The 21,495-nt window shown below is 74.8% G+C and carries 23 protein-coding genes and 1 riboswitch; of the genes, 16 read left to right on the forward strand and 7 right to left on the reverse strand.

Features of this window, described 5'->3' with window-relative positions; all coding sequences use genetic code 11:
• Nucleotides 1–244 precede the first annotated feature (244 nt).
• Nucleotides 245–1,321 (forward strand): hypothetical protein, encoded by a 1,077-nt coding sequence (locus ACGFZP_RS07855; RefSeq protein WP_392929725.1) that lies wholly within the window; start codon nt 245–247, stop codon nt 1,319–1,321.
• Here the strand turns inward: ACGFZP_RS07855 and ACGFZP_RS07860 are convergent.
• The 3 genes from ACGFZP_RS07860 to ACGFZP_RS07870 all read right to left on the reverse strand — a co-directional run bounded on the left by ACGFZP_RS07860 (nt 1,318) and on the right by ACGFZP_RS07870 (nt 3,629).
• A complete protein-coding gene (locus ACGFZP_RS07860) occupies nt 1,318–2,049 on the reverse strand; it encodes a hypothetical protein (RefSeq protein ID WP_392929728.1) in 732 nt (243 codons plus the stop codon). The genes ACGFZP_RS07855 and ACGFZP_RS07860 overlap by 4 nt on opposite strands.
• Nucleotides 2,050–2,119: 70 nt before the next feature.
• Nucleotides 2,120–2,929: a sensor domain-containing protein gene (locus ACGFZP_RS07865; protein WP_392929730.1), complete on the reverse strand. Its 810-nt coding sequence runs from the start codon at nt 2,927–2,929 to the stop codon at nt 2,120–2,122.
• A gap of 58 nt (nt 2,930–2,987) precedes the next feature.
• Nucleotides 2,988–3,629 (reverse strand): GNAT family N-acetyltransferase, encoded by a 642-nt coding sequence (locus tag ACGFZP_RS07870; RefSeq protein ID WP_392929732.1) that lies wholly within the window; start codon nt 3,627–3,629, stop codon nt 2,988–2,990.
• A gap of 42 nt (nt 3,630–3,671) precedes the next feature.
• On the opposite strand from ACGFZP_RS07870, the gene ACGFZP_RS07875 reads away from it, so the two are divergent.
• Nucleotides 3,672–4,544 (forward strand): hypothetical protein, encoded by an 873-nt coding sequence (locus tag ACGFZP_RS07875; RefSeq protein WP_392929734.1) that lies wholly within the window; start codon nt 3,672–3,674, stop codon nt 4,542–4,544.
• A gap of 91 nt (nt 4,545–4,635) precedes the next feature.
• Here the strand turns inward: ACGFZP_RS07875 and ACGFZP_RS07880 are convergent, their stop codons facing one another.
• The gene (locus ACGFZP_RS07880; RefSeq protein WP_392929736.1) at nt 4,636–5,496 is read right to left on the reverse strand and encodes a M23 family metallopeptidase; all 861 of its coding nucleotides are present in this window, start codon (nt 5,494–5,496) and stop codon (nt 4,636–4,638) included.
• Between the two features lie 12 nt (nt 5,497–5,508).
• A riboswitch (cyclic di-AMP (ydaO/yuaA leader) is annotated at nt 5,509–5,667 on the reverse strand.
• Between the two features lie 245 nt (nt 5,668–5,912).
• Between ACGFZP_RS07880 and ACGFZP_RS07885 the strand changes: the two genes are divergently transcribed.
• The 12 genes from ACGFZP_RS07885 to ACGFZP_RS07940 all read left to right on the forward strand — a co-directional run bounded on the left by ACGFZP_RS07885 (nt 5,913) and on the right by ACGFZP_RS07940 (nt 17,388).
• A complete protein-coding gene (locus ACGFZP_RS07885; protein WP_387940794.1) occupies nt 5,913–6,203 on the forward strand; it encodes a YiaA/YiaB family inner membrane protein in 291 nt (96 codons plus the stop codon).
• A gap of 150 nt (nt 6,204–6,353) precedes the next feature.
• On the forward strand, nt 6,354–7,181 hold the full coding sequence (locus tag ACGFZP_RS07890) for an alpha/beta fold hydrolase (RefSeq protein WP_392929738.1): 828 nt from the start codon (nt 6,354–6,356) through the stop codon (nt 7,179–7,181).
• Nucleotides 7,182–7,236: 55 nt separating this feature from the next.
• The gene (locus ACGFZP_RS07895) at nt 7,237–7,806 is read left to right on the forward strand and encodes a TetR/AcrR family transcriptional regulator (protein WP_392929739.1); all 570 of its coding nucleotides are present in this window, start codon (nt 7,237–7,239) and stop codon (nt 7,804–7,806) included.
• A gap of 137 nt (nt 7,807–7,943) precedes the next feature.
• Entirely contained in the window at nt 7,944–9,101 is a 1,158-nt protein-coding gene (locus tag ACGFZP_RS07900) for a SpoIIE family protein phosphatase (RefSeq protein WP_392929741.1), read from the forward strand.
• Between the two features lie 72 nt (nt 9,102–9,173).
• Nucleotides 9,174–11,507, forward strand: a complete 2,334-nt coding sequence (locus tag ACGFZP_RS07905) for a SpoIIE family protein phosphatase (RefSeq protein WP_392929743.1) — start codon at nt 9,174–9,176, stop codon at nt 11,505–11,507.
• Between the two features lie 226 nt (nt 11,508–11,733).
• A complete protein-coding gene (locus tag ACGFZP_RS07910) occupies nt 11,734–13,059 on the forward strand; it encodes a sensor histidine kinase (RefSeq protein ID WP_392930994.1) in 1,326 nt (441 codons plus the stop codon).
• Nucleotides 13,043–13,453: a roadblock/LC7 domain-containing protein gene (locus ACGFZP_RS07915; RefSeq protein ID WP_392929745.1), complete on the forward strand. Its 411-nt coding sequence runs from the start codon at nt 13,043–13,045 to the stop codon at nt 13,451–13,453. Before ACGFZP_RS07910 ends, ACGFZP_RS07915 begins: the two co-directional genes overlap by 17 nt.
• The gene (locus ACGFZP_RS07920) at nt 13,450–13,797 is read left to right on the forward strand and encodes a DUF742 domain-containing protein (protein WP_392929747.1); all 348 of its coding nucleotides are present in this window, start codon (nt 13,450–13,452) and stop codon (nt 13,795–13,797) included. Before ACGFZP_RS07915 ends, ACGFZP_RS07920 begins: the two co-directional genes overlap by 4 nt.
• A gap of 61 nt (nt 13,798–13,858) precedes the next feature.
• Nucleotides 13,859–14,449: an ATP/GTP-binding protein gene (locus ACGFZP_RS07925; protein ID WP_392930996.1), complete on the forward strand. Its 591-nt coding sequence runs from the start codon at nt 13,859–13,861 to the stop codon at nt 14,447–14,449.
• Nucleotides 14,446–15,984, forward strand: coding sequence for a cytochrome P450 (locus ACGFZP_RS07930; RefSeq protein ID WP_392929749.1), 1,539 nt, complete (start codon nt 14,446–14,448; stop codon nt 15,982–15,984). The genes ACGFZP_RS07925 and ACGFZP_RS07930 overlap by 4 nt, the downstream gene beginning before the upstream one ends.
• Nucleotides 15,948–17,054: a cytochrome P450 gene (locus ACGFZP_RS07935; RefSeq protein ID WP_392929751.1), complete on the forward strand. Its 1,107-nt coding sequence runs from the start codon at nt 15,948–15,950 to the stop codon at nt 17,052–17,054. Before ACGFZP_RS07930 ends, ACGFZP_RS07935 begins: the two co-directional genes overlap by 37 nt.
• 76 nt (nt 17,055–17,130) lie before the next feature.
• Nucleotides 17,131–17,388 carry a hypothetical protein gene (locus tag ACGFZP_RS07940; protein ID WP_387940810.1) on the forward strand — a complete coding sequence of 86 codons (258 nt, stop codon included), beginning with the start codon at nt 17,131–17,133 and terminating at the stop codon, nt 17,386–17,388.
• Between the two features lie 74 nt (nt 17,389–17,462).
• On the opposite strand, the gene ACGFZP_RS07945 is transcribed toward ACGFZP_RS07940, so the two are convergent.
• A complete protein-coding gene (locus tag ACGFZP_RS07945; protein WP_392929754.1) occupies nt 17,463–18,275 on the reverse strand; it encodes an isocitrate lyase/phosphoenolpyruvate mutase family protein in 813 nt (270 codons plus the stop codon).
• A 12-nt stretch (nt 18,276–18,287) separates the two neighbouring features.
• Nucleotides 18,288–18,767 (reverse strand): carboxymuconolactone decarboxylase family protein, encoded by a 480-nt coding sequence (locus tag ACGFZP_RS07950; protein WP_392929756.1) that lies wholly within the window; start codon nt 18,765–18,767, stop codon nt 18,288–18,290.
• A 227-nt stretch (nt 18,768–18,994) separates the two neighbouring features.
• Between ACGFZP_RS07950 and ACGFZP_RS07955 the strand changes: the two genes are divergently transcribed.
• Entirely contained in the window at nt 18,995–19,804 is an 810-nt protein-coding gene (locus ACGFZP_RS07955; RefSeq protein WP_392929758.1) for an NRDE family protein, read from the forward strand.
• A 19-nt stretch (nt 19,805–19,823) separates the two neighbouring features.
• On the opposite strand, the gene ACGFZP_RS07960 is transcribed toward ACGFZP_RS07955, so the two are convergent.
• Nucleotides 19,824–20,324, reverse strand: coding sequence for a hypothetical protein (locus ACGFZP_RS07960; protein ID WP_392929759.1), 501 nt, complete (start codon nt 20,322–20,324; stop codon nt 19,824–19,826).
• Nucleotides 20,325–20,561: 237 nt separating this feature from the next.
• On the opposite strand from ACGFZP_RS07960, the gene ACGFZP_RS07965 reads away from it, so the two are divergent.
• Nucleotides 20,562–21,473: a sigma-70 family RNA polymerase sigma factor gene (locus tag ACGFZP_RS07965; RefSeq protein ID WP_392929761.1), complete on the forward strand. Its 912-nt coding sequence runs from the start codon at nt 20,562–20,564 to the stop codon at nt 21,471–21,473.
• Nucleotides 21,474–21,495: the final 22 nt, after the last annotated feature.

A 21,495-nucleotide genomic window follows, 5' to 3' on the forward strand; every position in this document is an offset into this window, starting at 1 on the left:
TGTGCTCACCGGAACATCCCCGGTGCCTCGGCGCCCCGGCCCCGCACAGGGCCCCGGCGCGAGGAAGCAGCACACGGGCCGTCTGCGTTCCGCGTGCCCTGTGGTGCCTCCGGCCGCCGTCGTGCGCGCGTTCCCGTCCTCGTACTGCGGCGCTAGAGTCGGCTGCGGCTCCGGCTCCGGAGCGGAGCGGGGCCGGCACAGGGGGTATGTGATGGCGGGGACGCGGCGGGGTGGGGCGGCGGCGGTGCGCACGGCGCAGCGCACTGCGGCGGGCGCGCTGCTCGGGGTGGGGGTGCTCGGGCTGCTGCTGTTCTCGCTGGGGCGCGCAAACGCCTGGCAGGCGCTCGGCGGCGGCCTGGTGGTGTCCGGGGCCTCGGCCGTGCTGGGCGGCGCGCTGGGCTTCCTCTTCGGGGTGCCGCGGGTGCGCGGTACGGCCGGCGGCGAGCCGCCGCACGGCTCGTACGTGCCGAACACCAATCTGGAGCAGGTCTCGGACTGGCTGACCAAGGTGCTGCTGGGCGTCGGGCTGACCCAGCTCGGCTCGCTCGGCGAGCGGCTGCACCAGCTCGGCTCCGCGCTGGCCCCGGCATTGGGCGGCGGGGAGGGGGCGGTGCCGTTCGCGGCGGCGCTGGTCCTGTACTTCCTGGTGCTCGGGTTCCTGGCCGGCTGGCTGGTGACCCGGCTGGCGCTGCCGCAGGTGCTCTCGGACGCCGATCAGGCCCTGGACCTCTTCCTCGCCGGGCAGGACCGCGACCGCCGGGGCGACAAGGTGGGCGCCGACGACCTGCGGGTGCGGGCGATGCAGCACCTGGGCCTGCTGGGCGGCAGCGCGGACCGCGCCGACGACCTGGCCCGGCAGCTGCCGCCGAGTGCGGCCACCGGGCCGGCGAGCGTGGTGGCCGAGGTCCGGTCGACGGCGCGGCGCTCGGCGCTGACGGCGGACCAGGTGCGGGCGCTGTTCGAGGACGGCTCGGAGGGGCGGCGGATCCAGGCGCTGGCGCTGATGCAGGGCGATCCGGCGCTGGCCGACCTGGCGAGCGTGCTGGACGCGATCGAGCACCCGCGCTCCGGGTTCGAGCAGTACCACGCGCTGCTGGCGGCCCGCGGCCTGCTGTCCCGGCTGCCGGCCGCCGAGGCCCAGCGGCTGCGGGACGCGGTGGCCGCCCGGCTGGTGGCGCCGGACGGCATCCCGTACGGCTCGGACCGCAGCTGGCTGGCGGAGAAGATACTGTCCCGGCTGGAGGCCACCGCCTTCGTCCCGCCGCAGCCCGGCCCGGTCGCCGACCCGGTGGAGCCGCAGCAGGCGCCGGAGCATTCCTAGGGCCTGCCGGGCAGGGCGGCCCGGCGGCGGTGGTCGGCCGCCCGCAGGACCAGGACCCGGCGGGTCCCGCCGTCCTCCGGCCGCGGGAAGGTGTGGATCTCGCTGGCGATCCGGCGCTCGCCGAGGGCGTGGCGGACGGCGTCCAGGTGGGGGCAGCGGCGGCTGGCGCCGTCGTGCAGGGGATGGACCCGCACCTCGCCGTCGGCGGCGGTGACCCGGACGAGTTCGGCCAGCGCGGCCACCTGCTGGGCGGGCCCGAACAGTTCGGGGTAGGCGAAGACCAGGTACCCGCTGAGGGTGAGCGCGAAGGTGCCGTCGGCGAACGGCAGCCGCGGCAGCGCGCCGGCCACGTACTGCTGGGGGTGGGCGGCCCAGTCGGCGGTGAAGAGTCGGCGGGCCCGGTCCCAGCTGCGCAGGTAGCGCTCGTACGGGCGGTCGCGCGGCGCGGGGTACAGCTCGGGGCGGGTGTCCATCGCGGCGGCCATCGCGGCCCGGGCGGCCAGCGCGCGGGCGGCGAGCTCGGGGGCCGGCCAGGCGTACGCCGGGTCGGCGGCGATGACGCGGCAGCCCAGTTCGCGGGCCTCGGCGGCGAGTCCGGCGGCGCCGCCGGGGCAGTCGAGCAGGGGCCCGGGCAGGGCCGCCAGCCGGGCGCGGGTGAGTCCGAAGAGCCCGCAGTACTCGTCCAGCGGTCGGGAGGTGACCAGCACCCGAGCGGTGATGTCGGCCATTGCGCCATCCGAACACGGCCGGGCCCCGCCCGCATCCGCAGCGGGCGGGGTGGAGGTGAGGAGTTGGGGGCTACCGGCCGAGCAGGCCCTGGACGGCGAGGCGGTTGACGTTGGTCAGACCGCGCACCAGTGCGGGGGTGAGGAAGACGAGCAGCAGGCCGAGCAGTGAGACCCCGGCGATCTGCGCGGGCGCCTCGATGAAGTACTTGTGCTCGACGCCCGCGCTGTCGCGGTAGTCGAACAGCTGGAGGCCGGGCCAGCCGACGAAGGTCGGGTACACCCAGTGGTACAGCGGGTAGAGCGTCAGCACCCAGCCGAGCAGCAGGAACACCAGCGACACCACGAAGCTGAAGACCGCCCACGGGAACATCACCACCTGGTACAGCGCCGCCTTCCACCCCGCGGCGTCCGCGATGCGCGCGGTGACGCCGCCCCAGGCGCCGGGCCGGACGACCCGGACGGGCTTCGGGCCGGGGACGTCCAGCGCCAGCATGCCGCGCGCCCGCGACCGCTCCAGCCGGCCGAAGCCGCGGGAGGCCGCGGTCAGGCCCGCCAGCACCGGGAGGCCGAGGATGGTGACGAAGGTGCCGAGTCCGAGGGCGAACAGCGTGATGGCGAGGGAGAAGCCGGCGATCGCGACCGGCAGCCCGGTGAGGGTGTAGCCGATCTCCCGGTAGGTGTAGGAGGAGAAGGGGGCCCGCCAGAAGTACGGCGGCTCCTCGGTGCGGCGGACCCGGGCGGCGCCCCGCTCCCCGTCGGCGGCGTACGAGTCGGCGGAGTACGAGTCGGTGCCGTACGAGTCGTCGGCATACGGGTCGGCGAAGGAGGCGTCGGTGTCGTGGCGGTCGTACTCGCTGCGCTGCGTGCTGTGGCTGCTCATGGCCGGCCTCGGTCCTCGGGTCTGTCGTGACGGCTTTCCTGCTGACCCCTGAAGCCTGTCAAAAGGCGCTCCCGCCGGACATCCGGCTCCCCGCCGAACCGTGGGTGGGGTTAACCCCCCGCCCGGTCTCCGCCCCGGTCCACTCCTCGGCCAGCAGGGAGTACTGGTAGGAGTCGTACCAGGTGCCGCGCAGGTACAGGTCGTGCCGGATCCGGCCCTCCAGCTGGAAGCCGGCCCGGGTGAGCACCCGGCAGGAGGGGGCGTTGTCCACGTCGACCCGGGCGGCCAGCCGGTGCAGGGCCAGGGCGCCGAAGGCGAAGTCGCAGAGCAGCCCGGTGATCTCGCCCGCGTAGCCCTTGCCCCAGGTGTCGCGGCGCAGCGCGTAGCCGAGGAGGGCGGAGCGGTGGTCGCCGAGGGTGAGGGCGGCCATCCCGATCGGGGCGGCGTCGTCGTCGCCCTCCTCGCCCTCGGCCCCGGCCGGGGTGACGGCGAGGCGGTAGACCGTCCGCTCGTCCTTGAGCGCCTCCTCCAGGTACTGCTCGATCTGGTCGGCGCAGCTCTCCCGGTCCCGGGGTTCGAAGGGGAGGTAGCGGGTGGTCTCCGGGTCGCCGAAGACCGCGTGCAGGGCGTCGGTGTCGCCCGGGGTGTGGTGGAACTCGCGAATGGCCAGCCGGGGGCCGGTGAGTCGTACGGGGACCATGCCTGCCGACCCTACCCGCGCTTACCGGTTACCGTACGTGACATGGAAGAAGAAGACCTGCGGCTCGCCCCGCGCACCAAGGCCGCCGAGCTGCTCGCCTGGGCGGAGGCGGAAGGCCGCGACCCGGTGGGCGAGGAGCCGCTGCGGACGGTGTTGGCGTTGCTGGAGCTGGGCGAGGGCAGGATGCGCGACGGCTGGCCGGAGCTGACCTCGGACGCGGTGGAGCAGCTGCTGGTCGAGCGGCTGTACCTGTACGTCCAACCCGCGCCGGAGCAGGACCCGTTGGCGTACGGCGAGGCGGTCCGGCTGCTGGTCGACCACCAGCGGGCGGCGAAGCGGCTGAACGCCAAGCGGCAGGAGCGGCTGCACGCCGAGGCCGAGTGGCAGGGCGAGGTGGCGACCGGTCTGCTGCGCCGGGCCGACCTGGTGACCTGGCCGCGGCTGTACGCGCTGCTGCTGCACGCCGCCGGGGTGGACGTGGCGGACGACGCGGCGGTGCGGGCCTGGCTGGAGGCGTTCCGGGAGCTGGCGCCGCAGGAGCGGTCGGCCGCCTACGCCGCGCTGGCCGAGGCCGGGTGGCTGGACGAGCTGGACGAGGAGGGCTGGGGCGAGGCCCGGATGCTGACGGTCGGGATGGCCACCGACGGCGCCCGGCGGCTGCTGGAGCAGGGCCTGATGCGGCGCAGCTACCGCAACCTGGCGGCGCTGAACGCACTGGGCCGCCCGATGCCGGACGAGCTCGCCGGGGACTTCGGCGCGTTCGAGGAGGCCGCGGTCGAGGTGGCGCTGGAGCTGTCGGGCGAGTGGACGGTGCCGGGGCTGGCGCAGCTGCTGGTGACGGAGTACCCGGAGCTGGCGCCGGAGCCGGGGCAGGAGGAGATCGACGCCTACCTGGCGCGGCTGCCCCAGGAGTAGCGCGGCCGCCCCCAGGGGTAGCGCGAGGCGCCCCGGTCCGCAGTGGACCGGGGCGCCTTCGACCTTGGGCCCTAGGGCTTGGGGCCCTGCGTCAGGGCGTGATGCCGCGCTGCTCGAACCAGGTCTCCGGGTCGACCGGGGCGCCGCCGCCGGGGCGGACCTCCAGGTGCAGGTGCGGGCCGGTCACGTTGCCGGTGGCACCGACCTTGCCGATCTGCTGGTTGGGGACGACCTTGCCGGAGCCCTTGATGATCGAGGAGAGGTGGCAGTACCAGATCTCGGTGCCGTCGGGCAGCGTCTCGACGATCCGGTAGCCGTACGAGCCGGACCAGCCGGCCGAGGTGATGGTGCCCTGGCCGACCGCGTACACCGGGGTGCCGGTGTCGGCGGCGAAGTCCAGGCCGGTGTGCAGGTGGGCCCAGTAGGAGGCGCTCTGGCCGTAGTGGGCGGAGAGGTTGTAGTCGCGCACCGGCAGGTTGACGGCGGCGAGCTTGGCCTTCTCGGCGGCCTCGGCGGCGAGCCTGGCCTCCACCTGCTGGGCGGCGCGCTTGGCCTCCGCCTCCTTGGCGGCCTGCAGGCGGGCGGTCTCGTCGGCGGCGGTGCGCTGGCTGTCGGCCTGCTGCTGGATGCGGGCGGCGAGCGCGAGGCCCGGGTCCGCGGAGAGCGCGACCGGCGCCTCGTCCGGGGTCTCGATGGCGGGCGCGGCGGCCGGGGTGGCGGAGGCGAAGCCGGTGGCACCGAGGGTGGCGGCGACGGCGGTGACGCCGAGCAGCGGCGCGGTCCCGCGGGTCTGGCGGGGCATCCGGTGCCGGTTGGTGTCGGCGGGCTGCGGGGCCTGCTCGTCGGCCGGGCCGCCGTATCCGCCGCCGTGGGCGGGCGGCCAGGGGTGGTCGAGCAGTTGGGTGCCCGAGCCGGAGCCGGGCAGGTGTGCCGGAGAGTGCGTCGACGCCACGGAGGCGCGCTCCTTTCCTTCCTTCGCGCCTACCGGGTTAGCTGACGGGTTCGGAGCAGGAAGGTCTCCTACGGCCGGGCCTGGGCCTGGCCGATTCACCCCAAGGAACGTGGTTCCCCGGCTCCCTGACCTGCCCGGAGGCGGGTCGTCGGGATTAGGCGACGGCGCACGGTGCCGTTTGGGTACGGCGTTGCCGACCGCGCTGCGTTATCAAACGTTAATCCTAGGAGCCCCTGATTCCAAGCCATCCGGGTGGGACGACCTGAGACCGCCCGGGCAGTACGTGACCTGATGGGCGATTTGTGAGGCTTGAGCACAACTGACACTACCGAACGTGATGAGACGTCAACGAACGGACGCCGGGTTGAGTACTTCTACTCATGTGCGGCCCGCCCCGGCGCCGCCATCCTGGCGCCATGAACGCACCCGTGCAGTCGCGCACCACGTCCGCGTACTACATCCAGGCCGTCCTGTCCTTCGCCCTGTCCGGCGTCGCCCTCGCGATCGGGATCGCCTACCTCCCGGTCGACGCCTGGACGCGGGCCTTCCTCGGGCTGGGCCTGCTCTACACCGTCACCTCCTCGTTCACCCTGGCCAAGGTGATCCGGGACCGGCAGGAGACCAACGAGATCGTCACCCGGGTGGACCAGGCCCGGCTGGAGAAGCTGCTCAGCGAGCACGACCCGTTCAAGGTGGAGGGAGTCTGAGCCGCCCGGGGCCGACCGGGGCGGAGCCGCACCCGGCGCGCCCGAAAGACTCCGCGGTCGATAGCTTGACGGCTAAGGCTATTAGCCTTAGCTTTGTGGCTATCGGCGGAACCCGCCGATGACGTGCACGGCGGACCGAGGAGGCCCACGATGACCGGCTCCAGCACCCCCACCACGCAGTTCCTCGACGTTCCCGGCGGCCGGCTGGCGTACGACGACACCGTGCAGGGCGACGGAGCCCCGGTCGTCCTCCTGCCGGGGATGCTCGACAGCCGGACCGCGTACCGGCACCTGCACCCGCTGCTCACCGCCGCAGGCCGCCGGGTGATCACCATGGACCTGCGCGGCTTCGGCGAGTCCTCGATCACCTGGGACGACTACTCGCCCGCCGCGATCGCCACCGACGTCATCGCGCTGCTCGACCACCTGGGCATCGAGCGCGCCGTCCTGGCCGGCAACTCGTACAGCGGTGCCAGCGTGGTCAAGGTCGCCGGGGACGCCCCCGGGCGGGTCGCCGGGATCGTCCTGCTGGACGCCTTCATCGAGAACCTGCCGCCGAACGCCCTGCAGCGCGCCGCCTTCGGCGTGATGGGCGCGCTGTTGGTGCACTCGCCCGCCTTCTGGGGCCTCTACCACCGCAAGATGGCCTACCCCGGCGCCAGGCCGGCCGACTTCGACGCCTACGTCGACGGGCTGGTCGCCGCCATGCGCACCCCGGGCCGCAAGGCCGCCACCCGCGGCTACGTGCGCGGGGACTCCGCACCGACCGGCTGGAGCGCCGCCGTGCAGTGCCCGGCGCTGGTCGTGATGGGCAGCAAGGACCCCGACTTCCCCAAGCCGGAGCTGGTCGCCGACCGGCAGGCCGCGGCGCTGCACGCCCGCAAGGTGATGATCGAGGGCGCCGGGCACTACCCGATGGCCGACCAGCCGCAGGCCACCGCCGACGCCCTGCTGCCCTTCCTCGCCGAACTGGTCTGAGCCGCCCCCCGCTCACGCCCCTTCCGAGCCCACTCCCCCGGTACGGAGACCGCACATGCCCCGAGTCGGACTGACCCCCGAGCAGGTCGTCGACCACGCCCTCGCCCTGATCGACGAGCAGGGCCCCGAGGCCCTCACCCTGGCCGCCGTGGCCGCCCGGGCCGGCGTGGCCACCCCCTCGCTGTACAAGCACGTCAGCGGCGGCCTCGCCGAGCTGCGCCGGCTGATCGCCGTCCGGGTCACCCGGGAGCTGGCCGACCGCCTCGCCGAGGCGGCCCTCGGCCGGGGCGGGGACGACGCCGTCGCCGCCGTCCTGCGCGCCTACCACGGGTACGCCACCGAGCATCCGCACCGCTACTCCGCGCTGCCGCAGGCCCCGCAGCCGGACGACGAGCTGACCCGGGCGGCCGCGCGGCTGGTCGGGGTGATCGTGGCGGTGCTGCGCGAGTACGGCCTGGGCGGCTCCGAGGCGATCCACGCCGCGCGCACCGTCCGCTCGCTCGCCCACGGCTTCGCCTCGCTGTCCATCGGCGGCGCCTTCCAGCTCTCCGAGGACCTGTCCACCACCCAGGACCGGCTGATCACCGTCCTCACCAGCGGACTGCGCAGCTGGCCCCGGTCCTGACCCGCCGCCCGGCCACCGGCGGAACCTCTGGTGTGTTTCGAACAGTCAATCGTCACCAATCGGGCAAGACGGGTTAGATTGGCCCGGCTCACAGGTGGTCACGACCCGCGACCGCCCACCCCGAGGCGGAGGTCGACGTGCCCGCACCGAAGGCGAGGCCGCGCCGACCACGGGTGTTCCCGCTCGGCGGCGCCCTCGGCCGATGGAGCGGACGGCTGCTGGACGGGGACCGGACGGCCGAGCGGAACGCGCTGCTGGCGATGCTCGCCCTGACCGTGCTCCTGAGCGGTCTCGCGATCGCGGCGCCGAAGAGCTGGCCGCCGTCCTCCATGGTGCTGCCGCTGGTCGTGGGCGGGCTGGTGCTGCGGCGGGGCCGGCTGCTGGTGCTGGTCTGCGCGGCGCTCACCGGCAGTGCGCTGAGCGCGGTGGTGCACCACCCGCACGGGGTGCGGGTCGGCGTGACGATCGTCCTCGCCGCGACCGGCGCGACCGTCCTGACGGCCAACCGCTTCCGCGACCGGCTGGGCCTGCGCGGCACCCGCGGGGACTCCATGCTGCTGGAGCTCGCCGAGCACACCCGGACCCTGGGCCGACTGCCCGACCGCCTGCTCGACTGGCACTTCGACGGCGCGCTCGCACCGGTCGGCGGGAACTCCTTCTCCGGTGACTTCCTGCTCTGCGCCCACCGCCCCGAGCAGGACCTGCTGGAGCTGCTGCTGGTGGACGTCTCCGGCAAGGGCAGCCGGGCCGCCGCCCGCTCCACCCACCTCTCCGGCGCCTTCGCGATGCTGCTCGGAAGGGTCCCGCCGGAGGAGTTCCTGCCCGCCGCCAACGACCACCTGATCCGGATGGGCTGGGAGGACGACTTCGCCACCGCCGTCCACCTCGCCCTGCACCCGGCGACCGGCCGCTACCGGCTGTTCAACGCCGGCCACCCGCCGCCCGCGCAGTACCGCGGGGCCGGCGGCGGCAGCTGGCAGGTGTCGACCCCGGGCGGCCCGGCGCTCGGCCTGCTGGCCGACGTGCCCTACCCCGCGAGCGGCGGACACCTCGGCCCCGGGGACGCGCTGCTGCTGTTCAGCGACGGCGTGGTGGAGGTCCCGGGCCGCGATCTGGACGAGGGGGTCGACCGGCTGCTGACCGCCGCCGAGCCGGTGCTCCGGGCCCCGGGGGCGGCGCTGCGGCACTCCGGCCGGGGCGCCGCCGACCGGCTGGTGCGGACGGTCGCCCGGAACGTGGCCGACGACCGGACCCTGGTGCTGGTACGCCGCCTGGGCCACCATTCACCGACATAAGAAATAAGGTATTAAGAATTAAGGACCCGCTAGGACACCCACCCCCTCGGAGCGGAAAGGCCGGGTATCCCGATGGACCTGACCTCGCCATGGCTCCCCCCCTCCGAGGACGAGAGCCGGACCCCGCGCAGCAGCCCCACCGCGCGCACGGCGATGCGCTGCGTGCGCTTACTGCTCGGGTGCACCACCGCCGCCGAACTCCTCGGCACCGTCCTCGCCGAGGGTCCGAACTGGATCACTGGCGAGGGCTCCGCGTTCTACCTGCTGGACTCCGCCGGAATGCTCCGGCTCACCGCCTCCCACGGCCTGCCCGACTGGGCCCATGAGCGCTACGGCGTCGTCGACCCGGCGAGCGACCTCCCCGCCGCGATGGCCCTGCGACTGCGCCGCCCCTATCTGCTGAGCCCCGAGCGCACCAGCGTCGACTACCCCAACCGCAACACCGGCATGGGCACCGGCATGGTCGCCATCATCACCCTGCCGCTGATCGTCGACGAGCAGCCGCTCGGCGTGCTCGCCCTCGCGCTGGCCCACCGGGGCACCGTGCCGCGCCGCGACCTGGACGTCCTGGAGACCCTCGGCGACGCCTGTGCGCACCGGCTCGCCCATCTGCTCGACCACGTCGGCGCGGAGCCGGGCACGAGCCGCACGGTCCGGGTGGGCGCGCCCGACGCCGACCGGACCGCCGGGCTCGCCCACCCGATGCTCTCGCTCGCCGTCCGTTCCGCCGGGCACGGCGCCTTCGAGCGCGACCTGGTCACCGGCGAGAGCTACTGGGACGCCCAGGCCTACCGGGTGGTCGGCCGGCCGGCCCCGGAGGGCGGGCCCGGCACCGCGCCCGAGCTGGACCGGCTGGTCCACCCCGAGGACCTGCCCGACGTCCAGGCCGCCCTGGCCGAGGCGCTCGCCACCGGCGGCCCCTACCGGCTGCTCTACCGGGTGCCCCGCCGCGGCGGCGGGGTGATCCGGATCGAGGAGACCGGCGAGGTGATGCTCGACGTGCACGGCCGGCCGGTCCGGATCGCCGGCCTGCTGGCCGACCTGGACCGGGTCCGCGCCCCCGAGGAGCACCCGCCGCCCGCGGCCGAGCCGGGTGGCGCCGGCGCCGCCGGGGCCCGCTCGGCGCTGCTGCTCGCCCTCACCCGGTCGCTGTCCCGGGCGGTCACCGTCCGGGACGTCACCACGGCCGTCACCGATGTCGCCCGGCCCGCGCTCGGCGCCGCCAGCATCGTGCTCGACCTGGTGGACGAGGGCCGGCTGCTGCCCGTCTCGCACACCGTCTACGGCGGCCCGCGCCGCACCGAGCTGACCAGGCTGGCCGACCTCTCTGAGGGGGTCATGCAGCACGCGCTGACCCGCTCGACCCCGCTGTTCAGCGAGCCCCGGCCCGCCGCCGGGCGCGTCTACGGGAACGCCGACGGGCAAGCCGACGGCCAGGCAGAAGGCAACGCCGACGGGCGCGCCGACGGGACCGGGCCGCTCACCCCGGCCGCCTGGGCCGTCCTGCCGCTGGTCGCCTCCGGCCGGCAGGTCGGGTCCTGCCTGATCACCTTCGCCACCGAGCGGGCCTTCAGCCGCGAGGACCGCACCCTGTACTCGGCCTTCGCCGGCATCCTCGCGCAGTCCCTGGAGCGCGCCCGGCTCTACGACACGCACCACCACCGGGCCACCGAGCTGCAGCGGGCGATGCTGCCGCGCACCCTGCCCCGGCTGCCCGGGCTCGCCAGCGCCGCCCGCTACCTGCCCAGCACCGAGGGCATGCAGATCGGCGGCGACTGGTACGACCTGCTGCGGCTGCCGGACGGCCGGGTCGGCCTGGTGATCGGCGACGTCCAGGGGCACAACGCCGAGGCCACCGCGGTGATGGGCCAGCTGCGCAGCGGTCTGCGGGCCTACGCCACGGACGGCCACGACCCGGCCGCCACCCTGGCCCGGACCAGCCGGCTGCTCTCCGAGCTGGACACCGAGCTCTTCGCGACCTGTCTGTACCTGACCCTCGACCCGGCCGACGGGACCTTGCAGGCGGCCCGCGCCGGGCACCCGGCGCCGGTGCGGATCGCCGACGCCAAGGCGGTCGAGCTGGAGCTGCCGGGCGGTCCGCCGCTGGGGGTGGACCCGGGGGAGCCGTACCAGCTGGCGGTCGGGCACCTGGCGCCGGGCGAGACGCTGCTCGTCTACACCGACGGGCTGGTCGAGGACCGCGAGGAGGACTACGACGAGTCGGTGCAGCGGATGCTCGGCGGCCTGGAACTGTGGGCCCGTCAGACCGGTCCGGTCCGGGTCGGCGCGGTGACCGCGCTGGAGCGGCTCGCCGACCTGCTCACCCTCAACGTGACCGAGCGGCGCTCGCGCCCGGACGATGTCGCGCTGCTGTTGCTGCACCGGATGTCGGCGGAGCAGCACTGACGGCCGTCCGCGCGGCCGGGCTGCCCGGCTGCCTGGCCTCCCGGCTTCCCGGCTTCCCGGCGGGGTGGCCGGTCGGGCAGGTGGGGCAGGCCGTTCGGCCCGGGCCGGTCGGCCCGAAGGATGTCTGGTTGACGCCGTATTGACGGGATATTGACGAGATCCGGTCAGTTGGCGAGATCCGCTCACACCTTCGTAGGATCATCACCCTAGAATTCGCCGCGTGACGATGACTCAGTGGTGCGCAACGGCAACCGGCGTACTTGCCGCCCTCGCCATGCTGGCCGCCGCCCGCTACCGCGCGGTCGCCGCCACCCAGCGCCACCGGGCCGACCGGCAGCAGCGCGAACTCGCCCGCCTGCAGGAGCAGCTCGGCACCGAGCTGAACCGCCGCGGCACCGAACTGGCCGCCGTCCAGCAAGAGCAGGAGCTCAACGCCTCCACCCAGCGGGCCTTCCTCAGCGTGGCCCGCCGGATCCTCGTCATGGCGCACGACCAGCAGGCCCTGCTGGACGAGATGGAGCGCACCCACGACGACCCGGCCCTGTTGGAGGGCCTGCTCAAGGCCGACCACGCCGCCGCCCAACAGGCCCGTCTCGCCCAGACCCTGGCCGTGCTCTGCGGCGCCCGGGCCGGTCGGCACTGGCCCGAGCCCGTCCCGCTGGAGGACGTGGTGCGGGGCGCCCAGTCGCGCATCCTGCCCTTCCAGCGGGTGGTGGTCCGCAGCCGGATCGAGACCGCCGTGGTCGGCGCCGCCGCCGAGGCGCTGATCCACGCCGTGGCCGAACTGCTGGACAACGCCACCCGCTACTCCCCGCCCAGCACCCAGGTGTTCGTCACCCTGATGCCCGTCCACAACGGCGTCGTCGTCGAGATCGACGACGGCGGGGTCGGCATGCCCGAGCAGGCCGTCGCCAAGGCGGCCTCCGCGCTGGCCGGCGGCACCGCGCTGGAGGTCTCCCGCCTCGGCGAGGTACCGCAGTTGGGCCTCGCGGCGGTCGGCCGGCTCGCCGAGCAGTACGGCTTCCGGGTCACCCTCAGCTCCGCGCCCTCCCCGTACGGCGGGGTCCGGGTCGTGGTGCTGCTGCCGAACGCGCTGCTCACCGAGCCGCTCCCGCCGACCGTTCCGGGCCTGGGCCCCGACGACCTGGCGTTCACGCCCGGCTCCCACCGGGCCTCGCCGCACTTCCCGGCCGCCCCCGCGACCGGGTACCCGCCGGAGGCCGGATACCCCCCGGCCACCGCGCACCCGCTCCTGGAGGTCCCGCCGACCGGCGGCTCCCCCGCGACCGCCCCCACCGCACCACCGCCGCTGCCCCGGCGGAGCCACCGGCGCGACCCCGCCGCCCGCCCCGCCCGCGGAACCGCCGCCGAGCCCCCGCCCGCCCCGCCGTACCGGTCGGCCCCGCAGGCCCAGGCGTTCATGGCGAACTTCCAGGCCGGCACCGCCAGCGGCCGGTCGGCCGCCCGGGCCCAGGCCCACACCGATCCCTTCTTCCCCGCTTCCCCCCAGCTTCCCCAGCGCTCCGGAGAGTTCCATGACCACCACCCCTGATCTCGGCTGGCTGCTCGCCGACATCGTCTCCGTCCCCGAGGTCCAGCACGCCGTCGTGGTGTCCAACGACGGCCTGGAGATCGGCCGCACCCCGGGCATCGTGCGCGACGACGCCGAACGGCTCGCCGCCGCCTGCTCCGGACTGCAGTCGCTGGCCCGCGGCGTCGCCCAGGGCTTCGGCGGCCGCGGCAGCGCCACCCGCCAGATCATCATCGAGTACGGCGGCGGCTACCTCTTCATCGTCGCCGCCGGGGCCGGGGCCCACCTGGCCGTGGTGACCGGCGAGGCCGTCGACGCCGGCCTGGTCGCCTACCAGATGCAGGTCCTGGTCGAGCGGATCGGCGCCCATCTCACCAGCCCGCCGCGGGTCGACGCGGCGGGGGGCCAACGGTGAGCGGGCCGGTCCGGCCCTATGTGATCACCGGTGGCCGCAGCCGCCCCACCCGGGCCGCGCTCGCCGTCGAGAGCCTCGTCAGCGCGCTGCCCGACCGGCCCGAACTGCCCGAGGAGGCCCTGCTCAACCGCGAGCACCAGCGCATCCTCGACCTCTGCCGCAGCCTGCTGTCGATCGCGGAGGTCGCCGCCCACCTCGGACTGCCGCTCGGCGTCGTCAAGGTGCTGGTCGGCGACCTCTGGGACCTCGGCGCCCTCCAGGTGCTCCCGCCCGTACCGCAGGCCGAACGCCTGCCCGCAACCCTCCTGGAAGAGGTGCTCGTTGGCCTCCGCCAACTCCGCTGAGCCGCGGTCCGCCGAAGCACGGCCCGCCGGGGGCCTGGCCGCCGACCGGTCCGCCGAGGGCCTGCCCGCCGAGCCGCAGTACCTTCCCCCGTCCGTCCGGGGCGCGGTGAAGATCCTGGTCACCGGCCCGTTCGGGGTCGGCAAGACCACCCTGGTCGGGTCGCTCAGCGAGATCACCCCGCTGCGCACCGAGGAGACGATGACCGCCGCCAGCAGCGGCGTCGACGACCTCACCGGGCGCAGCGGCAAGACCACCACCACGGTCGCCCTGGACTTCGGCCGGATCACGCTCAACCCCCGGCTCGCCCTGTACCTCTTCGGCACCCCCGGCCAGCAGCGGTTCCGGCCGCTCTGGGACGACCTGGCGCAGGGCGCGCTGGGCGCCATCGCCATGGTCGACCTGCGCCGCCCGGACGAGAGCTTCGACGTGCTCGGCCGGCTGGAGGAGCAGCGCATCCCCTTCGCGGTGGCCGTCAACACCTTCCCGGATTCGCCTAGTTACCCCGAGGAGGAGCTGCGCTCCGCCCTCGACCTGCTGCCCGACGTGCCGATCCTGTTCTGCGACGCCCGGGACCGCCGGGCCGCGTACGACCTGCTGATCGACTTCGTCGGCCATCTGCACTCGACCGCCGTACTGGAGCTCCAGCGATGACGACTCCCGAGCCCGGTACCGCCGCACCGCACGGCACCGCACCGCACGGCAGCGCTCCGCCCGCCGGGGCCCCCCGCCGCGCCGGGCCCCCGCCGGGCTGCCCGGCGCACGTCACGCCGCCCGGTCCGGGCCCGTACACCCCGCTGTACGGCGCGGCCGTCGCCGAGGACCCGCACGGCCTGTACGCCCGGCTGCGCGCCCAGTACGGCCCCGTCGCCCCGATCGAGCTGGAGCCCGGGGTCGAGGCCTGGCTGGTGGTCGGCTACCCCGAACTGCTCGAACTCACCCGCAACGAGGCGCTGTTCTCCAAGGACTCGCGGCGCTGGAAGGTACCCAAGGAGGGCCGGCTGGCCGCCGACTCCCGGCTCCTGCCGATGACCTCCTGGCGGCCCACCCTGCTCAACCTGGACGGCGCCGAGCACCAGCGGCTGCGCGCCGCCGTCGCCGACACCCTCGCCCAGATCGACCACCGCCAGCTGCGCGAGACCGCCGAGGCCGCCGCCGACGCCCTGATCGACAGCTGGGGCCCGGACGGCACCGCCGACCTGATCGCCCAGTACGCCCGCCGGCTGCCGCTGCTGGTCTTCACCCGGCTGCTCGGCCTGCCCGCCGAGGCCGGCCCCCGGCTGATCGAGCTGATCAGCCACTTCGTGGACAGCAGCGAGAAGTCGGTGCGGGCCAACGCGGAGTTCCAGGCCCTCCTGGTCGACCTCGTCCAGCGCCGCCGCAGCGCCCCGAGCGCCGACCTCACCTCCTGGCTGCTCGCCCACCCGGCCGCGCTGTCCGACGAGGAGGCCGTGCACCACCTGGTGGTGATGATGGTCGCGGGCAACGAGACCACCATCAACTGGACCGGGAACACCCTGCGGCTGCTGCTCACCGACCGCCGCTTCCGGGCCACCCTCACCGGCGGCCGGCTCACCGTCGCCGACGCGCTGGAGGAGGTGCTCTGGCGCGACCCGCCGACGCAGAACTTCCCCGGCCGGTGGGCCACCGGCGACACCGTCCTCGGCGGCCAGTACATCAGCGAGGGCGACATGCTGGTGCTCGGCCTGGCCGCGGCCAACGCCGACCCGGCCGCACAGGGCGGCGCCCTGCCGGGCCACGGCGCGCTCCCCGGCCACGGCACCCTCGGCGGCAACCGGGCCCACCTGGCCTGGGGTGCGGGCCGGCACGTCTGCCCGGCCCAGCACCCGGCCCGGATCATCGTCGAGACCGCCGTCGAGACCCTGCTGCACCGGCTGCCGGACCTCCAACTCGCCGTCCCGCCGGGCGAACTGGCCTGGCGGCCGTCGCCCTGGTCGCGGGCCCTGGTCAGCCTGCCGGTGCTCTACAGCGCCTTCACCCCACCCCGTCTGCCAGCTCCCGAGAGGCCTTCATGGACACCGCCGCAGCCGACCTCGACCGATCCGGCCTCCAGCCCATCCGACTCGACCCCTTCGGGCGCGACCAGCACGGAGAGAACGCCCGACTCCGAGCGGCCGGGCCTGCGGTCCTGGTGGAACTCCCTGGCGGGGTGGTGGTCTGGGCGATAACCCACCACGACACCCTCCAGGAGCTGCTCGCCGACCCGCGCGTCGGCAAGAACCCGCAGCTGTGGAGCACCTTCACCGAGGGCCGGCTGCCCCAGGGCTGGCCGCTGCTGAACTTCGTCACCGTGCCGGGCATGGTGACGGCCGACGGCGACCACCACCGCCGGCTGCGCGGGCTGGTCACCCAGGCGTTCACGCCGCGCCGGATAGCCGAGCTGCAACCGGCCATCGAGGCCCGGACGGTGGCGCTGCTCGACCGGGTCGCCGAGCTGGAGGGCGAGTTCGACCTGCGCGAGCACTTCGCCTACCCGCTGCCGATGCAGGTCATCGGCGAGCTGCTCGGCCTGCCCGAGAAGCAGCAGGACGAGCTGCACGAGCTGTCGAACACCCTGGTCTCCAGCTCCGCCACCCCCGAGGCCGCCGTCGCCGCGCAGCAGGGCCTGCACGCGCTGCTCGCCTCGGTGGTGGCCGGCAAGCGCGCCGAGCCGGGGGACGACCTCACCACCGACCTGATCGCCGCCCGGGAGTCGGAGGACCGCCTCAGCGAGCAGGAGCTGGTCGGCACGCTGCTGCTGATGCTGGTCGCCGGGCACGAGACCACGCTGAACCTGATCACCAACGCCGTCCGCGCCCTGCTCGCCCACCCCGAGCAGCTGCGGCTGGTGCTGGACGGCGGGCAGCCGTGGTCCGCGGTGGTCGAGGAGACGCTGCGGTACGACTCGCCGGTCGGCCAGTTCCCGCTGCGCTACGCGATCGAGGACATCCCGGTCGGGGACGTGGTCATCCCGCGCGGCCAGGCGCTGATCGCCTCGTACGCGGCCGCCGGGCGGGACTCCGGGCACCACCCGGACGCCGACCGCTTCGACATCACCCGCCGGCCGAACCGGCACCTCTCGCTCGGCCACGGGCCGCACTTCTGCCTCGGCTCCGGCCTGGCCCGGCTGGAGGCGGAGACGGCGCTGCGCTTCCTGTTCGAGCGGTTCCCCGGCCTCGCGCCGGCCGAGGGTGCGGCGAGCGAGCCGATCGGGTCGTTCATCAGCAACAGCGTGCGGACGCTGCTGGTCACCCGCTGAGCTCCGGGCGGTCGGCGGGGAGGTACTCGCCGCGCCGGTGAGGTGACCTCAGGGCGGCCGGGTCGTTTGGCGTTCCATGAAGAAACTCGCGACTCTGGCCGCCCTCACCATGGCGGGCCTCGCCCTGGCCACCCCGGCGGCCTCCGCCGCCTCCTCCACCGCGACCTCGCCGGACGCCCTCGACGGCCTCTCCAGCGGCCTCACCCTCTCCCCCGCCGACCTCGTCATCCACGAGGCGGGCAAGCTCCCGGTGACCGGCCACCTGGCGCAGGAGGTGGAGGCGATCGGCACCAACCAGATGACCCACCCGGGGCTCAGCGGGCAGATCGGCTAGCGCTCGCGGCCGGGGCCGGCTCGGCAGCGGGCCGGTCCGGGTGCACCCCCGCGGGCACCCGGACCGGCGGCCCGTCACCCCTCGGCGAGGGCGTTCAGCTCCTGGTAGGTGAGCCCGCCGTCGAGCGCGGTGTACGTACCCGTGCCGTAGACCTCCTCGGCGGCGCGGCGCACGGCCGCGTACGCCGCCTTGGCCAGGCCGGGGCCCAGGCTGACCCGGGCCACCCCGAGCCCGGCCAGCTCCGGGACGGTCGGCGAGCCCGGACCGGCCAGCACGTTCAGCGGCGCCGGAACGGCAGCGACCAGGGCGGCGATCGTCTCCGGGTCCCCGACGCCGGGGGCGAACACCCCGTCCGCGCCCGCCTCGACGTACCGGCGCAGTCGGCTGACGGCCTCGTCGAGGCGGCCCTCGGGGGCGCCGATCCCCCGGAGGAAGACGTCCGTCCGGCCGTTGATGAAGAGGTCGACGCCGGCCTTGTCCGCCGCCGCGCGCGCCGCCGCGATCCGCTCGGCCGCCTCGTCGGCGGGCAGGTCGGCGTCCTCCAGGTTGACGCCGACGGCGCCGGTGGCGAGCAGGGCGGTGATCGACTCGCCGACCTCGGCGGCGCTCGCGCCGAACCCGCTCTCCAGGTCCGCGGTGACGGGCAGCCCGACCGAGCGCACGATCAGCGCAGTCCGGGCGAGCACCTCGTCCCGGTCGGCGGCCTCCCCGTCGGCGCTGCCGAGCGACCAGGAGATGCTGGCGCTCGCGGTCGCGACGGCCGTGGCTCCGGCGGCGGCGACCAGGCGGGCCCCGGCCGCGTCCCAGACGTTGGCGAGCACCAGCGGCTCGCCCGGGCGGTGCAGGGAGCGCAGGCGCAGGGCCAGCTCCTGCTGGGTGGACGTCATGGCCGTTCCCCCCTACTTCGCGGCCGGGCTGAGCCGGGAGGTGACGCCGATCCGGTTCCAGGAGTTGATGGTGACGATCAGCGCGATCAGCTGCGCCAGCTCCTCCGGCTCGAACTGCTCGGCGGCCTCGTTGTAGACGGCGTCCGGCACATGGCCCTGGGTCAGCAGCGTGACCGACTCGGTCAGCGCGAGGGCGGCCCGCTCCCTGGCGGTGAACCACGGCGTCTCCCGCCAGGCCGGGAGGCTGAGCAGCCGGTGCTCCTGCTCGCCCTCCTTCACGGCGTCGGTGGAGTGCATGTCGATGCAGAACGCACAGCCGTTGATCATCGAGGCGTGGACCTTGACCAGCTCCGCCAGCACCGGGTCCACGCCCTTCCGGGCGGCGCGGTCCAGGCCGATCATGGCCTTGTAGAAGTCGGGGGCGAGGTCCGGGAGGGAGATCCGCTGCGCGGGGGCGGGGACGGTGCCGTTCGCATGCTCGTTCGTCGTCATGCAGGCCAGCCTAGGGGCGGAGTGGACCGTCACCCTGGTGCGTTTGGACGATTGGTCCTTGGGCCACTTGGCGGCGCCGACGCCGCTCGGACCGACCCGCCGAGTGTGGCACGGCCGCGGCGCAAAGGGGAGGGTGCACACCTCCCCCGATGGAAACAGGCGTGCGAGGATCACTCCCAGGGTGGCGCTGCCGGTCACCCGCAGGGCGAGGTCAGGGGGACCAGACCGTGTGTACGGCGTTCATCAGCATCGAGCCCTCGTCGGCCGTGCCCGTGGTGCTGCTCTCGGTCCGGGACGAGTACGCCGGGCGGCGGTGGTCCCCGCCGGACCGCCACTGGCCCGCCCACCCCTCGCTGGTCGGCGGCCTCGACCTCGCGGCGGGCGGCACCTGGCTCGCGGTCGACCCGGGCACCCCCGGCGACCGGGGCGCCACCGCCGCGGCGGCCTGCCTGCTCAACGGCTTCGGCGCCCTGGCCCCGGCGCAGAACCGCCTCTCGCGCGGGGAGCTGCCGCTGGTGGCCCTTCGCGACGGCGGGCTCGACGGGGTCGACCTCGCCCGGTACGACCCGTTCCACCTGGTGATCGTCGGGCGCGCCGGGGCGCGGGTGCTCAGCTGGGGCGGCGGCGCCCTGGCGGACCGGGCGCTGCCGGACGGCCTGAGCGTCGTGCTCAACGACGGCCTGGAGGGGATGGCGGAGAACCGCACCACCTCGGAGCTGGTCCGCTCGGTGATGGCCGCCCGCGCCGCGCACTTCCGGGCCCGGTTCGAGACGGCCGCGCGCCCCGAACCGCTCGACGGTGAGACGGCTCAGGCCTGGGGGTCCTGGCTGCCGATCGTCTCCGGCGACGGGCTGGAGCCGGACGCCCCGGCCGCCCTGATCCAGCGCCGCGAGTTCGGCGACGGGCGGATCTGGGGCTCGTCCTCGATATCGCTGCTCGCCTTCGGGCCGGACGGCGTCCGCTACGACTTCAGCCCGGCCCCGGCGCCGGCCGAGGGGGCCTGGCGCCGGGTCGAGCCGGCGGGCTCGCCCTGCTGAACGGGGGCCGGCTGCCGGATCAGCCCTCGACGGGGGCCTCGCCGCGGGCCTCGCGCCAGCGGGCGGCGACGGCCTCGCTCACCCAGTAGAAGAACTCGGTCTTGAGCCCCTCCTCGGCGCTGGCCGCCTCCACCCACCACATCGGCCAGTGCTCCCGCTGGTAGTGCTTGTGCAGGACCCGGGTGAAGGCCGACAGGGCTCCCCGCAGCTGCTTGCGGTCCGTGCCGAGCCGCTCCACCAGGACGCTGTAGCTCACGCGCTCGGTCGGCTGCTTCGCCAGGATGTCGAGGATGGCCGCGACCGTCCGGACCGAGTCCCGCCCGTCCCCCGCCAGCAGCCGGAGGTCCTGGACGGTCCACGCGTCCCGCTGCCACTGGCCGTCGCCCTGCGGGCTCTTGCCCTGCCACGCCGGCGAGCCGGCCGCACCGGCCCCCTTGAGTTCGCCGATGTAGGTGTACACGTCCGTCACGAACTCGCGCGGCACCGGCACCCAGATGAACTCGGAGTCTTCCTGCGTCATGTGATCGGCCTCCCCTTGGTGCCGCCCGTGTGGCGGCAGGTCGATACTGACACGCAGTTAGTCCACGCGTCTACCCGCTAGTGCCATTTAGTGCCCGACTGATGCCACTAGCCGGGCTTTGGCGGCGTTCGTCGGCCCCGCCCCGCCTCGGCGACCCCGCCCTCGCTCCGGCCGCCACGACCCCTGCGGCTATCGTCCGTCAGTGAACTGACGAATCGAAAGATGAGGATGGGGCGGATGAGCGAGCAGGACGACCTTGCACGGCGCTTCGAGGAACACCGGCCCCATCTGCGGGCGGTGGCCTACCGGATGCTCGGCTCGCTCAGCGAGGCGGAGGACGCCGTCCAGGAGGCCTGGTTCAAGCTGAACCGCGCCGACACCACCGACGTCGGGAACCTCGGCGGCTGGCTGACCACCGTGGTCGGCCGGGTCTGCCTGGACATGCTGCGCTCGCGCGCCTCGCGCCGCGAGGACCCGCTGCACGACCAGGACGGGCAGGTCCGCCTCCCCGATCCGGTCATCAGCGGGCCGGACGGCCTCGACCCCGAGCAGGAGATACTCCTCGCCGACTCGGTGGGCATCGCCCTGCTGGTCGTCCTGGACACGCTCGCCCCGGCCGAACGGCTCGCCTTCGTCCTGCACGACATGTTCGCCGTGCCCTTCGACGAGATCGCCACCATCCTCGACCGCACGCCCGCCGGCACCCGGCAGCTGGCCAGCCGCGCCCGCCGCCGCGTCCAGGGCGCCGCGCCCGCGCCGGACACCAGCCTGGCCCGTCGGCGCACCGTCGTCGACGCCTTCCTCTCGGCCGCGCGCGGCGGGGACTTCGACGCCCTCGTCGCCCTGCTCGACCCCGACATCGTGGCCCGCTCCGACGGCGGCGCCCTGCTGCCCAGCCTGGTCCGCCGCGGCGCGGCCGAGGTGGCCTCGCAGGCGATCACCTTCGCCCGGTTCGCCCAGTCCGGGTACCCGGTGCTCATCAACGGCACGCCGGGCGTGGTGTCGACGGCGGAGGGCCGCCCGATCTCGGTGATGTCCTTCACCATCCAGGGCGACCGGATCACCGCCCTCGACTTCCTCACCGACCCCGAGCGCCTCGCCCGGCTCGACCTCAGTGCCCTCGGCAGGCTGGACGGCCTCGACGGCTGAGGTCGACGGCCGTGTGGTGCGG

It is taken from the genome of Kitasatospora sp. NPDC048239 (genome assembly GCF_043202015.1).
In the GTDB taxonomy this organism is placed as follows: Bacteria; Actinomycetota; Actinomycetes; order Streptomycetales; family Streptomycetaceae; genus Kitasatospora.

Bases quoted from the DNA above. Each gene is read 5' to 3' on its own strand.
- ACGFZP_RS07915 (WP_392929745.1), top strand. From the start codon at position 13,043: ATGACCACCACCCCTGATCTCGGCTGGCTGCTCGCCGACATCGTCTCC.
- ACGFZP_RS07865 (WP_392929730.1), bottom strand. From the start codon at position 2,929: ATGAGCAGCCACAGCACGCAGCGCAGCGAGTACGACCGCCACGACACC.
- ACGFZP_RS07945 (WP_392929754.1), bottom strand. From the start codon at position 18,275: ATGACGTCCACCCAGCAGGAGCTGGCCCTGCGCCTGCGCTCCCTGCAC.
- ACGFZP_RS07950 (WP_392929756.1), bottom strand. From the start codon at position 18,767: ATGACGACGAACGAGCATGCGAACGGCACCGTCCCCGCCCCCGCGCAG.
- ACGFZP_RS07885 (WP_387940794.1), top strand. From the start codon at position 5,913: ATGAACGCACCCGTGCAGTCGCGCACCACGTCCGCGTACTACATCCAG.
- ACGFZP_RS07870 (WP_392929732.1), bottom strand. From the start codon at position 3,629: ATGGTCCCCGTACGACTCACCGGCCCCCGGCTGGCCATTCGCGAGTTC.
- ACGFZP_RS07965 (WP_392929761.1), top strand. From the start codon at position 20,562: ATGAGCGAGCAGGACGACCTTGCACGGCGCTTCGAGGAACACCGGCCC.
- ACGFZP_RS07890 (WP_392929738.1), top strand. From the start codon at position 6,354: ATGACCGGCTCCAGCACCCCCACCACGCAGTTCCTCGACGTTCCCGGC.
- ACGFZP_RS07940 (WP_387940810.1), top strand. From the start codon at position 17,131: ATGAAGAAACTCGCGACTCTGGCCGCCCTCACCATGGCGGGCCTCGCC.
- ACGFZP_RS07960 (WP_392929759.1), bottom strand. From the start codon at position 20,324: ATGACGCAGGAAGACTCCGAGTTCATCTGGGTGCCGGTGCCGCGCGAG.
- ACGFZP_RS07875 (WP_392929734.1), top strand. From the start codon at position 3,672: ATGGAAGAAGAAGACCTGCGGCTCGCCCCGCGCACCAAGGCCGCCGAG.
- ACGFZP_RS07930 (WP_392929749.1), top strand. From the start codon at position 14,446: ATGACGACTCCCGAGCCCGGTACCGCCGCACCGCACGGCACCGCACCG.
- ACGFZP_RS07905 (WP_392929743.1), top strand. From the start codon at position 9,174: ATGGACCTGACCTCGCCATGGCTCCCCCCCTCCGAGGACGAGAGCCGG.
- ACGFZP_RS07910 (WP_392930994.1), top strand. From the start codon at position 11,734: ATGACTCAGTGGTGCGCAACGGCAACCGGCGTACTTGCCGCCCTCGCC.
- ACGFZP_RS07860 (WP_392929728.1), bottom strand. From the start codon at position 2,049: ATGGCCGACATCACCGCTCGGGTGCTGGTCACCTCCCGACCGCTGGAC.
- ACGFZP_RS07895 (WP_392929739.1), top strand. From the start codon at position 7,237: ATGCCCCGAGTCGGACTGACCCCCGAGCAGGTCGTCGACCACGCCCTC.